General features: G+C 59.6%; 10 protein-coding genes. 2 read left to right on the forward strand and 8 right to left on the reverse strand.

Going from position 1 to position 14,810, the window contains the following annotated elements:
• Positions 1–40 precede the first annotated feature (40 nt).
• The 3 genes from BLO49_RS09685 to BLO49_RS09695 all read right to left on the reverse strand — a co-directional run bounded on the left by BLO49_RS09685 (position 41) and on the right by BLO49_RS09695 (position 2,243).
• Positions 41–649: a hypothetical protein gene (locus BLO49_RS09685; protein ID WP_245678968.1), complete on the reverse strand. Its 609-nt coding sequence runs from the start codon at positions 647–649 to the stop codon at positions 41–43.
• Positions 650–813: 164 nt separating this feature from the next.
• Positions 814–1,584 (reverse strand): polyphosphate kinase 2 family protein, encoded by a 771-nt coding sequence (locus tag BLO49_RS09690; protein WP_090648264.1) that lies wholly within the window; start codon positions 1,582–1,584, stop codon positions 814–816.
• 65 nt (positions 1,585–1,649) lie between these two features.
• Positions 1,650–2,243 (reverse strand): PAS domain-containing protein, encoded by a 594-nt coding sequence (locus tag BLO49_RS09695; RefSeq protein ID WP_090647690.1) that lies wholly within the window; start codon positions 2,241–2,243, stop codon positions 1,650–1,652.
• Between the two features lie 168 nt (positions 2,244–2,411).
• Between BLO49_RS09695 and BLO49_RS09700 the strand changes: the two genes are divergently transcribed.
• Positions 2,412–3,221 carry a hypothetical protein gene (locus BLO49_RS09700; RefSeq protein ID WP_090648267.1) on the forward strand — a complete coding sequence of 270 codons (810 nt, stop codon included), beginning with the start codon at positions 2,412–2,414 and terminating at the stop codon, positions 3,219–3,221.
• Between the two features lie 63 nt (positions 3,222–3,284).
• On the opposite strand, the gene BLO49_RS09705 is transcribed toward BLO49_RS09700, so the two are convergent.
• From BLO49_RS09705 to BLO49_RS09720, 4 genes are all read right to left on the reverse strand, one after another.
• Positions 3,285–6,167, reverse strand: coding sequence for a M16 family metallopeptidase (locus BLO49_RS09705; RefSeq protein ID WP_090647693.1), 2,883 nt, complete (start codon positions 6,165–6,167; stop codon positions 3,285–3,287).
• Between the two features lie 125 nt (positions 6,168–6,292).
• The gene (locus tag BLO49_RS09710; RefSeq protein WP_090647696.1) at positions 6,293–7,909 is read right to left on the reverse strand and encodes a phospholipid carrier-dependent glycosyltransferase; all 1,617 of its coding nucleotides are present in this window, start codon (positions 7,907–7,909) and stop codon (positions 6,293–6,295) included.
• Positions 7,910–8,241: 332 nt separating this feature from the next.
• Positions 8,242–9,003, reverse strand: a complete 762-nt coding sequence (locus BLO49_RS09715; RefSeq protein ID WP_090648269.1) for an ABC transporter permease — start codon at positions 9,001–9,003, stop codon at positions 8,242–8,244.
• Between the two features lie 2 nt (positions 9,004–9,005).
• Positions 9,006–9,932: an ABC transporter ATP-binding protein gene (locus BLO49_RS09720; protein WP_090647699.1), complete on the reverse strand. Its 927-nt coding sequence runs from the start codon at positions 9,930–9,932 to the stop codon at positions 9,006–9,008.
• 75 nt (positions 9,933–10,007) lie between these two features.
• On the opposite strand from BLO49_RS09720, the gene BLO49_RS09725 reads away from it, so the two are divergent.
• A complete protein-coding gene (locus tag BLO49_RS09725) occupies positions 10,008–11,759 on the forward strand; it encodes an amidohydrolase (protein WP_090647701.1) in 1,752 nt (583 codons plus the stop codon).
• 221 nt (positions 11,760–11,980) lie between these two features.
• On the opposite strand, the gene BLO49_RS09730 is transcribed toward BLO49_RS09725, so the two are convergent.
• A complete protein-coding gene (locus BLO49_RS09730; protein WP_090648272.1) occupies positions 11,981–14,773 on the reverse strand; it encodes a TonB-dependent receptor plug domain-containing protein in 2,793 nt (930 codons plus the stop codon).
• Between the last annotated feature and the right edge of the window lie 37 nt (positions 14,774–14,810).

Below are 14,810 nucleotides of genomic sequence, written 5' to 3' on the forward strand. Positions count from 1 at the left end.
TTTATGGGCGTGGTGGTGGGGTATCTTACTTGCCTTCTTCTTAAGCCCGGCGTTTCAGCAGTTGCGAGCGGTCCTTACGCACCTGGGCGGCCGGAATGACGCGGGCGAAGGGGCGCAGGCCGAAGAGGCTCTCTTCCATGCCGGTTTCCAGGATATCGCCGCGCTTGGGCGCCTTCAGGAACAGGTCTTCCATCGGGGTGATGACGTAAAGGCCCTCCGGCGCATAGACCAGCACCAGTCCTTCATTTTTCGGCATGACCTCGGACCAGATTTTCAACTGGTCGTAATAGTGCGGGCGGCGCCAGTCGTGCGGGCGATCCGGATCGACATCGACGGCCAGCGTCGTGCCGTTGGGTTCGAGGCGCAGGACGAAGCCAGCCTGATCGGGTCGCCACACGCCGTTCATATCATCGTGTTTCAGCCACAGGCACTTGAATTCCTGGCAGATTTGCGGATGCAGGCCCCACACGCCGCAGCCGCCTTCGGGGCGGACATTGACGCAGGTGTGGCCGGATTTCTTTTCCAGGTCAGGGATATCGTAAACCTTGCAGCACAGGTTGCAGGTGCCGCATTCCTTCAGGCTGGCCCGTTTGACGGGAGCCGGCGGGGGCGCCTTCTGGCGGTTTACATCATGTGCGCTTCGCGTCACGGGGGGTATCATAGGCCCTGAACCTTTTGTCCAGACTGGCAGCCCTTTTGCGGCCAGCAACGCCGCAAGCATCCCAAAACAGAGTCAATAAACGGTTACTTTAACCTTTTATTTTTCAGGAATGTGCCCGGAGATTGTCAGGCGATTCGGCGTTCATGAACTGTTCACGGCTCCAGCGTCTTGCGGCCTTCAATGACCTCGTCATAGGAGAAGACGATATCCGGATCGGGGGCGGCGACCTCGCGGCCGGCATGGGGGCAATCGAGCACCTTCAGCACATGGCGCAGGATGTTTTCGCGCGCCTTGACCTTGCTGTCGGTGGCGACGCATATCCACGGGCCGTGTTCATGATGCGATCGGCGCAGCATGTCATCACGCGCCGCCGAATAATCGGTCCAGCGGTCCTGTGCCACCTGGTCGAGATCGCTGACTTTCAGCTTCTTGCGCGGATCGGCACGGCGGTCGTCTAGCCGTTCCTTCTGTTCCTTCATCGAGATATCGAGCCACAGCTTGATCAGGGTGATGCCGCTGCGCACGATCATGCTTTCGAAGTCGGGCACGTCGCGGATAAAGGTTTCCTGCTGTTCGGGCGTGGAAAAGCCCATCACCTTCTCGACGCCGGCGCGGTTGTACCACGAACGGTTATAAACCACCCATTCGCCGGTGGAGGGCAGGCGATTGACATAGCGCTGAAACCACCAGGCGCCGCGGTCGAAATCGGTTGGCTTGGGCAGGGCGATGACGTGGGTATTGCGGACGGAGAGGCATTCGGTCAGACGCTTGATGGCGCCATCCTTGCCGGCGGCGTCGCGGCCTTCCAGCAGGATGCACACCTTTTGACCATTGGCCATGGTCCAGATCTGGGTGTCGACCAATGCCACCTGCAGGGCTTCGAGGCGCTTCTGGGCCTCCTTTTTATCATTTTTCTTCGACACCTGAGCCTCCTTATGGCGTTTCCAGCTTGCCGGAATTTTATAAGGAAACAAGTGTGTTCCGGTATTTAAGCGATCAGGCGTCCGTCTCTGGCGATCAGGCGCAGGTGGGCGGGCTGCGGGCCTTGTTCCGGCGGGCACAGGCGCACGGCGTCCAGCGTGTAGCGGCCCAGCACGCCGTTCGGATTCTGCGGCATGGCGCTGAGGGTCTGGTAAATGCCGACCAGGCGATCCACCTTGCCATAGGCATTCAGCATGGGGCACAGGCAGATTTCAAAACGCACCGTTTCATTTTGAAACAGGGCGGCTTCTTCCGGCGATATTTCGGGATGCGAGGTCTGCCAGGGGGCGGACAGGGTGAGGATCACCGGCTGCGCCTGGCGGCGGCTGAGCATCAGGGCCGTGGTCACCCGGCCGATAAAAGATGCCTGGAAAAGGGCGATAAAGGAGGTGTCCTTCAAATCGAAGCCATGCAGGGCGCGCAGAAAGCCGCCCGCCAGGCGAAAGCGGTGGCTGTGATCGGTGGTTGAAACCATCATCATCTGCGGGATCAGGGTCTTGAGACGCGCCGGGTTGAACTGTTCCCGCAGAGGGGCCTTTCCCGGATCGGTCTGAAGGCTGCGCCAATAGCTCAGGAATGAAACTGTACTGGAATGGGGCACGTCGATCTCCTTTGTACAGGGGAAAGGCAAGATCGCTGCCGGAAATGTGGTGTTTGTGTACTTTTTTGACGCCGGGCTTAATCAAAAGGCAAGTTTGGCGCGGTATGGTTCTTGCTGATGAATGGCCAGAATAGCCATGAGGGCGAAAAAGCCATGAGGAAAGTTTTGATGCGCAAAGCCTTGAAGAACCTGTTCACCCTTCTGGTGGGCGCCGGAATGCTGGCCTTCGCCGGCGCCGCAGCGGCCTGCACGACCGGTTGCGCGCCGCCGGCGCCGCCCACCGTGCCGCATAATCCGCGTCCGCCGCATACCCCCTGCACGAGCTGCGGCGGTGGCGGCAATGTCAATGTGAACGTCAATGTCAAGGTCGGCGCCGGTGCCAGTGCGGGCGCGAGTGCCGGGGCCACCACCTATTACGGCGGTGGCTACAGCAACTGGTCGCAGACGCCGGGCTATCCGCAGGCCGCCGGCACCCTGAATGTCGTCAGCGGAAACTGCTGCGGCGCCATGGAAAGCTACAGCGAGCAGCAGACTTTCACCAAGCAGACCATCATCCAGGCGAGCTGCATCGACGACACCGGCGTGCCGCACCCGGCCTCCCAGGTCTTCTCAGGCCGTGATATCGCCGGTTCCTATCGCGGCGAGGTCTATCGATGCATTGCCGGCACCCATATGCAGTGGACTTACTCGGACTATGACGGTTCGCATATCAATTTCGATGGCGGCAAGAACGCCACCTGCGCCAAAAACGAGGCCCTGTGGTTCGAAAACGGCACCCTGACCTGCAAGGCGCAGATCCCGCAGCGCCAGTGTAACGAACGCTCGCTGCTGCGCCGCTTTGGCGTCGGCATCAAGATTCTGACCCTTACCCGCACAGAAACTATCACCAAACAGCGCCAGATGGCCTGCAATAGCTGCAATGCCACCAATACGGCGGTGATGAGCTTCGATGGAGGCGTTGGCGGTTTCGTCCAGTAAACCATAAGAAAGTACAGAAAACTGAAAACCCCGCCGGTCCATCTGGCGGGGTTTTTGTTTAGACTACTTTGCGGGCGCTACCGCCGGCTTGATCTGGATGCGCATGGCCTTGTTCATATCGAGATATTCATTGGCCAGCTTCTGGATATCGGCCACGGTCACGGCCTTGTACTGGTCGCGGCGGGTCCGGATATAGTCGAGTTTGCGCGGATCGGTGGTCGAGCCGGGCAGGGCGCCGGCCCAGAAGGTGTTGGTCTTCAGGTCGGTATCCATGCGGTCGAGCAGGGGCTTTTGCGCGCGCAACAGTTCGTCATCGCTGATCGGGTGGGCTTTGAGATCGGCCACAATGCCCGCCACCGCATCATAATAGGCCTGGTCGTCTTCTGGCTTTACCTGGGCGACGGCACTGAGATAGCCATAGCCGGGGAAGGTCTGGGAATAGTAGTTGCTGGCATAGGGGCTGTAGCTCAGGCCCTTCTGCTCACGCACGATATCGGTCAGGCGCAGGGAGAGCACTTCGGCCAGCACGGTCAGGCCGCGGGCGCGCTGGGTGTCGGACATGAAGTCCGTGCCCGGCCAGGCGATATAGCTCAGGTCCTGGTCGGCGCGGCCCTGATGCTCGAATACGCGGTTGAGGTTCTGCGTCGGGAAATGCAGCGACAGGCCGTCGGCGGGAATGGCTGGCTGGTCGGCACGTTTCCCGAGCGTAGCGAAGGTCTTGCTGATCTGGGCTTCCGCTTCCGCTTCGGAAATATCGCCGACAATGGTGATTTCAACCGGTTCGGTCTTGAGTTGGCGGTCGATTAGTGCCTTGACATGATCATTGGTGGTGCCGAGGAAATCGGCCTGGCTTGGCATGGTGAAGCGCGGGTCGTTGTCCCGCAGGGCGGCAGCTCCGCTCATCTGGAAGACGCCGCCGGGGGTGGAATTGAGCTGGTTGTAGTAGTCGGGAATGAAGGATTTCAGGCGGGCAAAGGCATCGGGGCTGTAGGCCGCGTCGGTGGTGAAGGCCATCAGCACCTGCATCTGAGTGGCGAAATCGGTCGGATTGGTGCCGCCCGAAAGCGTGGTGGCGTCCTCGCCGATGCTCAAACCAACGCTGTAGATCTTGCCGGTCAGGCTGTCCTTGATTTCGGACGCCGTAAGCTTGCCGAGGCCGCCTTCCTGAAGATCGGACACCGAGGCGGCGAAGACGGGGGGCTTTGCGGCCGGCGACAAGGCGCTTAAGCCCCCTGCAAAGCGGACGGTGATGCCGATCTCGTCGTCCTTGAAATTGGTGTTCTTGATGGTGGCGCGCACGCCGTTGGCGTAGGTCAGTTGGGTCAGGCCGAGGTCCTTGACTTCCTCGCGTTTGATCACCTTGGCCGGCGTGCCGAAATCGGTATAGGGCCAGGGCTTGTTGACGCGAGCTTCGGCGGCCGCGACCTTGGCCAACTGGACGGTATTATAGGTATCGAGGAAGGCTTTCTGGTCGAAATCACCCAGCGTTGCCCCTTCATGCCACAGCAGCGGGCCGTCGCCGGCGAACAGGGGCATGATGCCGGCATTGAGGGCATTGAGCGTGATCGATGGCTTCAGCTTCTGGAAATAGTCCCAGTCCTGTTGCGGGGAAGTGAAAACCTCGCCATCGGCCATGGAATCGACCAGGGATTCGGCCAGTTGCCGGCTGTTGCGCGTATTGGCGCCCTGAAGGGCCTGCTTGAAATAGGTTTCGGTATCGCTGAGCGTGCGGTCAAGTTCGGCCTGGTCGGCGCCATATTCGATGAACTGACGCACGGTGGTATAGGCGGCGACGAAGGCATCCTTTTCGCGGCCAGGCTTGGGCGTGATCGACAGTTGCGTGACGGTGGCCGTATGATCGACATCGTCATGAGCTATTGAGGCGGCGGCAAAGGGGGTATCCGGCAGCTTGGCCAGACGCTCCAGGCGCTCGTTCAGAATTTGGGTGCGGAGGCCATCGAGGAAGTCGGCAGTTTCCTTGGCCTCGTTTTGATAGGTCTCGGTAATCGGTTGCGACCAGGTCATGGTCAGTTCGGTGCGCAGGCCCTTTTCGGCATAGGCTTCCGAGGTCACGCCCTTGGGCTTATAGGCGCCGAAATCGGTGACGCGGATGGGGGCCGCGGGCTTCTGCCAGTCGGAGAATTTCGCCTTGATGCGCGCCTCCATGGCGTCCGGATCGAAATCGCCGACCACGACAAGCGTCGCCTGTTCCGGGCGGTAGAAGCTGTTGTAATAATCGACGAAGCGGTCGCGCTTGGCGGTCTTGATGATATCCGTCAGGCCAATGGGCAGGCGCACGGCATATTTCTGGCCGCCGAAGGCCGCGGTGGACCATTTCATGTAGGCGTGGCGGCCGGGGCTGTCGCTGGCGCGCTCCTCGCCCAGAATGACACCGCGCTCGCGGTCGATGGCGCCGTCATCCAGCGACAGATTGCCGGCGGTTTCGCGCATCAGGAACAGGCCGGTATCGAGATCATCGTCGGCCACCTTGGGCAGGTCCAGTTCGTAGACCGTTTCACTGAAACCGGTATGGGCATTGGTGTCGGCGCCGAAGGACAGGCCGTGGCGCTCCAGGATCTTGACCATATCGCCCTCGGCCACATTCTTCGAGCCGTTGAAGGCCATGTGTTCGAGGAAGTGGGCCAGCCCCTGCTGGCTGTCGTCCTCCATCAGCGAGCCACCATTGAAGCGCAGGCGGATCGAGGCGGTGCCGGGCGGAGTGGCGTTTTTGAGGATGATATAGGTCATGCCGTTCGGCAGCTTGCCGAAGCGCACGGCCGGATCAGCCTTGATGTCCGAATGGTTCTGGGCGAAATCCAGCCCTCTGCTGATATCGACCGACTGCGCGGCGACCGGTGCTTCGGCATAGCTGCTAATCGGAGTCAGGGCCGTGGTCGTCAGGGCCGCGATGGCAAAGGCGGTCAGCAGGGATTTTTTCATCAGCATTCGGGTATCTCCGGGCAAGCGCATCCCGAAAAGTGTCCGCACTTTTCGGATTAAGATGCGCGCCAACTAAAATATCGAAGGACACTGCCGCAGGATTGTGTCCGAAGAAAGCGAAATCCGGTGGATTAACTTTTGTTAAGCTCGGCGGATGGTTTTACCGGCAGGGGCACAGGCTTCTTCTTTGCCGGCTGGCAGACCACCAAGGTGACCGGGATATTGCGCAGATTGCATTCCGCCTTCGTCATGGACTGGTGATAGGTGAGCGGCGCATAGAACAGGTAGCTGACGGCGATCAGTATGCTCAGCCCGCACAGGATGCCGAAGCGGTGCTTCGCCACCAGCGGCACCTGCCGGGCCACAATCCGGAAACACAGCGTCACCAACAGGTAGCTCAGGGCCAGGCCGATAAAGTAATGATAGATGTACATCACCCGGTGGATGCCGAGATAGATGTGGAACACCCAGAAGAACATGAACATGGCAAACAGGGCTTCCAGGCGGTCGAAATCCATGGCGCGCGCTTCGGCGTCCGCGGTTTCCTTGCGGTCAAAGCGGCGGCGCGAGATCAGAACGGCCGCGCCAACGATGCCGACGATGCCTAAGCCCCAGTTGACCGGATTGCCGACCATATGGGTATAGGCGGTCTTCTTGCCGTCGAAATCCCATCGGTAGGTAATGGCCTTGGCCATGAAGGGCCACAGCACCGGCTGCGAGCCATTGGGCTCGGTTTTCACTTCGCCGGTGAAGTCGTACTTCATATACTTGTAATAGCCGACGGTGGCGTCCCAGACCACGGCGGGCGACAGACCACGTTTGTGGGCGAGATAGTCCCTGTAGACCTGGCCCATGGCGTTGTTGTCGCGGGCGCCGGCCTTGGTTGAGGTATCGGGCGCATTGGGATTGAAGACCACATGCAGGGTGAAAAGCAGGGCCACGACGGCCAGGAAAGCGCCGGCGACCGAGGTGCCGCGCCAGAATTGCCGCAGCCAGTTGGGGCGTGAATGATCTATCCACAGGGCGCGGCCGAGACTGAGCGTGCCGAGCAGGAGCATGACCAGCGAATTGACCTTGACCATGAAGCTGAGGCCGCACAGCAGACCGAAGGCGGCATAGGTTAGCAGCGGCCGTTTCGGCTCGCGCCCGAAAGTGTAAAGCCAGACCAGGATCGAGCCGAGGGTAAAGGTGAACTGGTAGGAATCGAGATGGGCGGCGCGGAAATGGACGATATAGGCGTTCTCGAAGACAAACAGCAGCGAGAAGACAAACGCCTCGAACGCTTCGCCATTGAGGCGCAGGATGATGAGATAAAAGAGCAGGGCGCTGATGACCGCGAACAGCGCCGAAGGCATACGGATCGGCGTGAAGTCATAGCCTTTCGGCACGACGCGCGAATCGATCTTCTTCACATCACCGAGGAAATGGGTGTCGATATTTTTGTTGATGCCCAACAGCTTGCCGGCCTTGACGCCGGCATCCATAAACATGAAGCCGAGCGGCGGATGCGAGGCATATTGCGCCTTGCCTTCCTCATATCTCTGGGTCGTCGTCAGGTAATAGGATTCGTCCCAGAAGGCATGGTTGGGGTTATTCAGGTCACGCACGAAATTGAAGCAGGCCAGCACGATAACCAGGACGCCGAGCATCCAGCGCAGGGTCTGGTCATCGGCATTCCACAAACGGTCGGCGAAATCTTTCGCTCTTTGAATGAAGGAAGGGGCGGGCATGTTCGGGTCGGAGGTCATTAAGGCTCGCACATGTCGGGTCTGGCATTGAAGGATGAGTCTTATGCCCTATTCGATCCGGTCTGCCTACAGGTTTGACAATGGGAAATGGCTTTGATGTGCAAAGCCTTTGCAGTGCTTTTGCGCAAAGGCGTAGAAAAATATGCACCAAAAAGTTGTAAATTAACGCAATTTAAACCCCCTAAATGTAACTTGAGGTTGCGCTGCGGTTTTCCCCTGAGATCGTCCGGCGCCCCACGTGGGCACTGTTTCTCCCTCTTCCGGGCGCGCACATAAACTCCGCGCCGGATCTGCTGGTCCCAGATCCGGCCGGACCTTTTTAGCTTCCCAAATCAGTTTCTGAGACGGTAGCCCGTCTTGAAAATCCAGGCGATGAGGGCAACGCAGGCTGTCATGAACACCAGCGTCATGCCGAAACTGACCATCACATTGACATCGGCCTTGCCATAGAAGGTCCAGCGGAAGCCATTGATCAGATAGACGATCGGGTTGAACAGGGTGACGTGTTGCCAGAATTCCGGCAGCATCTTGATGGAATAGAAGGTGCCGCCGAGGAAGGTCAGGGGGGTGATGATCAGCAAGGGCACTACCTGCAATTTCTCGAAGCCATCGGCCCAGACGCCCAGGATAAAGCCGAACAGCGAAAAAGTGAGGGCGATCATGACCAGGAATATAGCCGCCCAGATCGGATGAACCACCTCATAGGGCACGAACAGCCGCGCGGTGATCAGGATGATGGTGCCGAGGATCACCGACTTGGTGGCCGCCGCCCCGACATAGCCCAAAAGCGCTTCTACGACCGAAACCGGCGCGGACAGCAACTCATAGATCGTGCCGGTAAAGCGCGGCAGATAGATGCCGAAGGAGGCGTTGGACGTGCTTTCGGTCAGGATCGACAAGAGGGTCAGGCCGGGCACGATAAAGGCACCGTAAGAGACCCCATCGACCAGAGTCATTTTGCTGCCGATCGCCGAGCCGAAGACGATGAAATAGAGCGAGGTCGAAATGACCGGCGCGGCAATACTCTGGAACAGGGTGCGCCAGGTGCGGTGCAGTTCGAAAAAGTAGATGGCGCGGACGGCGTGGAGGTTGATCGTCATGACTTTTTCTCCACGAGGTCGACGAAGATATCTTCGAGCGAGGACCGCTTGGTGCTGACCGATTTGAAGTCGATCTGTTTCTCCATCAGGGCCTTGAGCACGTCGGCGACGCCGGCATCTTCGGCATCGCCTTCGCCGGTGAGCGTAAAGGTGAGGGTCTCACCATCTTCGGAGAGGTCGAGCGCTTGCGGAATATCCGGCGGCGCATCGAGTTTCGATTTCAGGCCTATGGTGACGCGGGTCTGGCCCAGTTTCTTCATCAGGGCGTGCTTTTCTTCGACCAGCATGATTTCGCCCTTGTTGATGACGCCGATGCGGTCGGCCATCTCCTCGGCTTCTTCGATGTAATGGGTCGTCAGGATGATGGTGACGCCCTGTTCACGCAGGCGGCCGATCATCTTCCACATGTCGCGGCGCAGTTCGACATCGACCCCGGCGGTCGGCTCATCGAGGAACAGGATCTTCGGCTCGTGCGACAGGGCCTTGGCGATCAGCACGCGGCGCTTCATGCCGCCGGAAAGCGTGGCGATCTTGTTGTCCTTCTTGTCCCACAGCGAGAGGTCTTTCAGCACCTTCTCGATATGGGCCGGGTTGGGCGCCATGCCGAAGAGGCCGCGCGAAAAGCTGACTGTGGCCCAGACGGTCTCGAACATATCGGTGGCCAGTTCCTGCGGCACCAGGCCGATCTTGGCGCGGGCGGCGCGATAGTCTTTCGTGATGTCGTGGCCATCGGCGATGACCGTGCCGCTGGTCAGTTTGACCAGCCCGCACACCACGCCGATCAGGGTGGTCTTGCCGGCGCCATTAGGGCCCAGCAGAGCGAAGATTTCGCCGCGCCGGATATCAAGATCAATGGATTTGAGCGCTTTGTGGCCGCTCTTGTAGGTCTTGTCGAGTTGCCGGATCGAAATGACCGAATCCATCTGTTTTCCTTTGCGAGGTAATGCGTGACCTATATAGTCCGTTATGCGCCAAAAAACGACAGGGGATATTCGCCGATGAAGAGAGTTTTGCTGTGCGGACTGGCGTTTGTGGCTTTCAGTGCCCAGGCGAAAACCCCGGCGGCGGATATGGTTTTCCGCAACGCTTACGTCTACACGGTTGATGCAAAGAACAGTGTGGCCCAGGCACTGGCGGTAAAGGATGGCCGGGTTGTCTATGTCGGCGATGAGGCTGGCGCGAAAGTCTTTACTGGCCGCAAGACGCAAGTGATCGATCTCAAGGGGCGTATGGTCATGCCGGGCCTGATCGACGGCCATATGCACCCGCAATCGGGCGGCCTGCGGATGTTGAGCTGTAATCTCAACTATGAAAGCCTGACGATTGCGGAATTTCAGGCGCGCATTCAGAAATGCGTCGATGAGGATAAAACGTCCGGCCCGAATGACTGGCTGGAGGTGATCAACTGGTTCGAGCAGGGCGCGAAGCCAGCGGGCACGGTCCTGACCCGTGCGGCGCTCGATGGTGTGAAAACCACCCGGCCGATCAAGGTCCATTCGTCCTTCGGCCATTCCAATCTGACCAATACACGCGGGCTGCAACTGGCCGGCATCACTCGCGAAACACCAGACCCAAAGGACGGGGTGATTGTGCGCGATACGGCCGGTGAGCCGACCGGCCTTTTGCAGGACGCGGCGCAGGATTTGGTGGACAGGCTGGTGCCGCCGCCTTCGGTTGAAAAGAATTACCAGGCGACGCAACTGGCGCTGAAAGCCATGCGCGAGCAGGGGATTACCACCTTTCTCGACGCCTATACCGATATCGAGACCATGACGGCCTATCGCACGGTTTCCAAAGAGGGCCGGCTGACGGCGCGGGCGCATTTCGCCGTGCTGATCGATTCCCCGGCGGATTATGATGCTGACAAGGCCATTGCCGAGGTGCTGAAGGAAAAGGCCGAATTTGAGCAGACACCGGTGGGCGCCAGGCCGATCATGAAGGTGGATACCGCCAAGCTGTTCCTCGATGGCGTCTATTCGGCGCCGGCCTTTTCGGCGGTGATGGTCGAGCCCTATTTCGAGAATGGCCGGCCGGGGCATAATTACGGACCGAAGCCCTATTTCTCGCAAGCGCAGCTTGATGACACCCTGATCAAACTGGCGGCGGCGGGGCTCAATCCGCACATGCACGCCGATGGCGATGGCTCGGTGCGTATGGGGCTGAATGCCGTCGAGGCCATGCGCAAGGTGCATCCGGCCGACGATATCCGTCCGGCCATCGCCCATGACGAGATTGTCGACCCGGCCGATTACAAACGCTATGCCGAGGTTGGCGCCTTGCCGGTTCTGTCCTTCCAGTGGGAGCGGCCGTCCATCGATATCATGCAGTCGATGCCGGCACTGGGGCCGGTACGGTCGGCCCTGATGGAGCCGGCGGGCCTGCTGGAGATATATGGCGCACGCATTGTCTATGGTTCGGACTGGCCTGTGGACGCGCTCGATGAATGGCTGGCCCTTCAGATTGCCGTGACGCGCCAGGCGATCGGCGAGGACGCTGTGAAATATCCGGACCGGCTGGGCATCGATCCGGGACTGACGGTAGCACAGGCGGTGCGGGCAATTACGCTCAATGCGGCCTACAGCCTGAGGCAGGACAAGGAGACCGGTTCGCTGGAAGCCGGCAAGTTTGCCGACCTGATCGTGCTTGATCGCAATCTGTTCCAGATCAAACCGGAAGAGATCGGCGGCACCCAGGTGCTGCTGACCATGGTGGGCGGGAAGATTGTGTATGAGGCGGAGGACTTGAAGTAAGAAACCCCACCACCATCTCATTTCATTCGATGGTCCCCCTCCCCGGCATAGCCGGGGAGGTACAAGAAAATGGAAATTATACCTCCCCACCTTTGGTGGGGAGGGGGACCGCACGACGCGCGAAGCGCTAGATGTGGTGGTGGGGTATCTTACTTTCTCCACAAAAGAAAAGGCCGGCGAGGGGGATATTCGCCGGCCCATAGGTTTTCACTCAGACTTTATCAGTACTTGTAGGTGATTTGCAGGAAGCCTGAGCGGCCGAGACCTTCGTACCAGTTGGCATTATAGTAAGGGTAGCTGGTCCAGGTGGAATCATAGGGCGGGTTGGTATCGAACAGGTTGTCGATGGCCAGAGACACCGTAACCTTGTCGTTGAGGTCGTACTGCGCTGAGGCGTTATACAGCATGTAGGCTTTCACCCAGGCATCCTCGTCATAGTTCGGCAGGCGGCTGGTATAGTTGCCGTCGATGTTGAACTTCCATTTGCCGGTCTTCAGGTTGACGCTGGCCGACGCCTTGTCGCGCGGTATGTAATAGTCGGAATCGACCGCCAGCTTGTTGATGGCCGGGTCGCCGACATAGCGGGTATAGTCATGGTCGATGACATGGGTATAGCTGCCGGACAGTCCGAGCACACCGATCGGCGTATCGAAGCGCAGGTGGCCGGCGAAGTCGTAACCCGAGGTTTCTTCCTTCGCCACGTTGATCGGGCTGACGAACACCTGGGTGATGTCACCGCCGGAATCACGCGTGACGCGGGCAATGGCGTCCTGGCAGGTCGGGGTATTTATGTCCTGCAGGCCATTGCGGCATTCGCCTTCAGTGCGGGTCAGGTTGTTGATGACCAGATCCTCAACCACGCCTTCCATCTTGATCTTGAAATAGTCAACGCTGACATCGAACATGCGCGATGGCGCCCAGACGAAGCCGGTATTGAAGCTTTCGCTGGTTTCCGGTTCCAGGTCGCGGTTGCCGCCGGTCTTTACCGAGATGCGCGAGCCGCGGCCGCAATCACCGGGATAGTCTTCCGGCGTGTCGTTGTAACAGGTGTAGTAGTCGGTGGCGCGGCCTTCTTCGTAACCGATGCCCTGATAGACATAGTTCAGGTCCGGTGCACGGAAGCCAGTGCCCCAGGCGGCGCGCAAGAGCAGGGTCTTGAGTGGGCGGTATTCCAGGCCGAGATTATAGGTGCTCTGGCCGACGCTGTGACCGGCATAATCATAGTGATCGTAACGGGCGGCGGCGCTGGAGGACAGGGTGGAGAGCAGCGGAATGCTGAACTCGACGCCGGTGGCGTAGTGGTTGCGGTGGCCCTTCGAGATGAAGTCCGTCCAACTAAAGAAGTGCGGCGAGGCGGCTTTCGGATCGGTGCCCTGGTCGTAGTCCTGGCGGCCGCCCTCGATGAGGAAGTTGAAGCCGACGGGGCCGGCCGGCATCTGGAACAGGTCACGCGTGCCGATCTGGGCCGTCAGTTCGGTGACCGAGCTCTTCGGGTGATAGACGGCGTTTTCGGCGATCGAGGCGTATTCTTCCGGCGTCAGCGGGGTGTAGAAGCGCGTTGGGTCGGCATTGAAGACCGGCAGGCCGTAGCCGTCATCCTCGCCCAGGAACTGCGGATCGGTATCCATGCCGAGCTTCGGCCCCAGGAACAGGGCATTGGCCTTTTCGACATTAATCAGCGGGAAGATGACCTCGGCAGTATAGGCGCTGTAATTGAGGGCGACTTCGTAATTCCACTTATCGTCGGCGCCAAAGGTGCCGCGCACGCCCGGCGTGAAGGTATAGGTGGTCGAATTGACCTGGCGCTTGGCCTTGTCCAGCCCGCCCATTTCTTCCGGTGTGAAGATACGATACCAGTTGTCGGTGCCGCCGGTGAAGCTGTTGTAGAAGTCGCCGACATCGTTGCCGGTTTCATCCTGATAGCCCCATGAGGTCGGGCGCTTCAGAAGTTCGAGGCGGCTGAGGCCGAACTGCACGTCGGCGAAGAGGTGCAGAGTATCGGACACATCATAGGTGAAGGAGCCGACCAGGTTGCCGGCGTGACGTTGCGACTGGACCGTCTTGTAGCCGATGGCGGATTTACTGCCGCAGTAATTGCCGAGAATGGTGTCGCCATCGCCATAATAGGGATCGGTGGCCAGGTGTGTGGTGCCGCCGTTGGTGGAGGCGGTGGGGGCGCAGTCGGCCTCGGTGGCGTCGATGGCATAGACGTCGTAATCGACGCGCTGCCAGTTGGTGACCGGGGTCTGGTAGGCCGGATCGGGCGCGTCGAGCGTCGAATCCTGACGTTTGCGCTGATAGCCGTAGATCGGATCGGTCCACAGAATTTCACCGCCAAAGACGCCGTGGAACTTGCCGGCGTCGAAGCCCGATGAATAATTCAGGCGGTGCGATTGCCCGCCACCCTGTTCGGTCCAGCCATAGCGGTAATCGAGCGTGGAGCCGTCATAGCGTTCCTTGAGCTTGAAATTGACCACACCGGCCAGGGCGTCAGAGCCATAGATGGCCGAGGCGGAGCCGGACAGAATTTCGATCTGGTCGACCATGCCCAGCGGAATATTGGAAATGTCGGTGAAATTGCCATTGCCGTCATACGGCATCGGGAAATCGGAAATGCGGCGGCCATTGACCATGACGAGCGTATGGTTGGGGCCGAGGCCGCGCAGATCGACCTGTTGCGCGCCGGGCGAATAGTCGGCGGCATTGCCCGACTGCATCGATTCGGTTTCGCCGCTGTTGGCGGTGACGGTCTTGAGCACGTCCGGCACGCTGGCATAGCCGCCGGCGCGAATCTGGTCGGATGTGATCACGGTGACAGGGGCCGGGCCCTCCTTCTGCGTGCGCGGGATGCGCGAACCGAGGACGACGACGGTCTGGGGTTCTTCATCCGCGGGCGCGGCGGTTGTGGTGTCCTGCGCGCTTGCCACGCCATGAAGGCCATAAAGGCTGCATCCGGCAAGCAGGGTCAGCTTGCAGAGACGCCCAAGGGTTAAATAAGGCCTGGTTTTCTTCATGGAACGCTCCTTGTTGATGTAACGGTGTTCGCGGATG

Source organism: Asticcacaulis taihuensis (genome assembly GCF_900100255.1).
Classification (GTDB): domain Bacteria; phylum Pseudomonadota; class Alphaproteobacteria; order Caulobacterales; family Caulobacteraceae; genus Asticcacaulis; species Asticcacaulis taihuensis.

Excerpts from the sequence above, each read along its gene's own strand:
- BLO49_RS09700 (WP_090648267.1), top strand. The coding sequence starts at position 2,412 with ATGCGCAAAGCCTTGAAGAACCTGTTCACCCTTCTGGTGGGCGCCGGA.
- BLO49_RS09705 (WP_090647693.1), bottom strand. The coding sequence starts at position 6,167 with ATGCTGATGAAAAAATCCCTGCTGACCGCCTTTGCCATCGCGGCCCTG.
- BLO49_RS09710 (WP_090647696.1), bottom strand. The coding sequence starts at position 7,909 with ATGACCTCCGACCCGAACATGCCCGCCCCTTCCTTCATTCAAAGAGCG.
- BLO49_RS09720 (WP_090647699.1), bottom strand. The coding sequence starts at position 9,932 with ATGGATTCGGTCATTTCGATCCGGCAACTCGACAAGACCTACAAGAGC.
- BLO49_RS09725 (WP_090647701.1), top strand. The coding sequence starts at position 10,008 with ATGAAGAGAGTTTTGCTGTGCGGACTGGCGTTTGTGGCTTTCAGTGCC.
- BLO49_RS09730 (WP_090648272.1), bottom strand. The coding sequence starts at position 14,773 with ATGAAGAAAACCAGGCCTTATTTAACCCTTGGGCGTCTCTGCAAGCTG.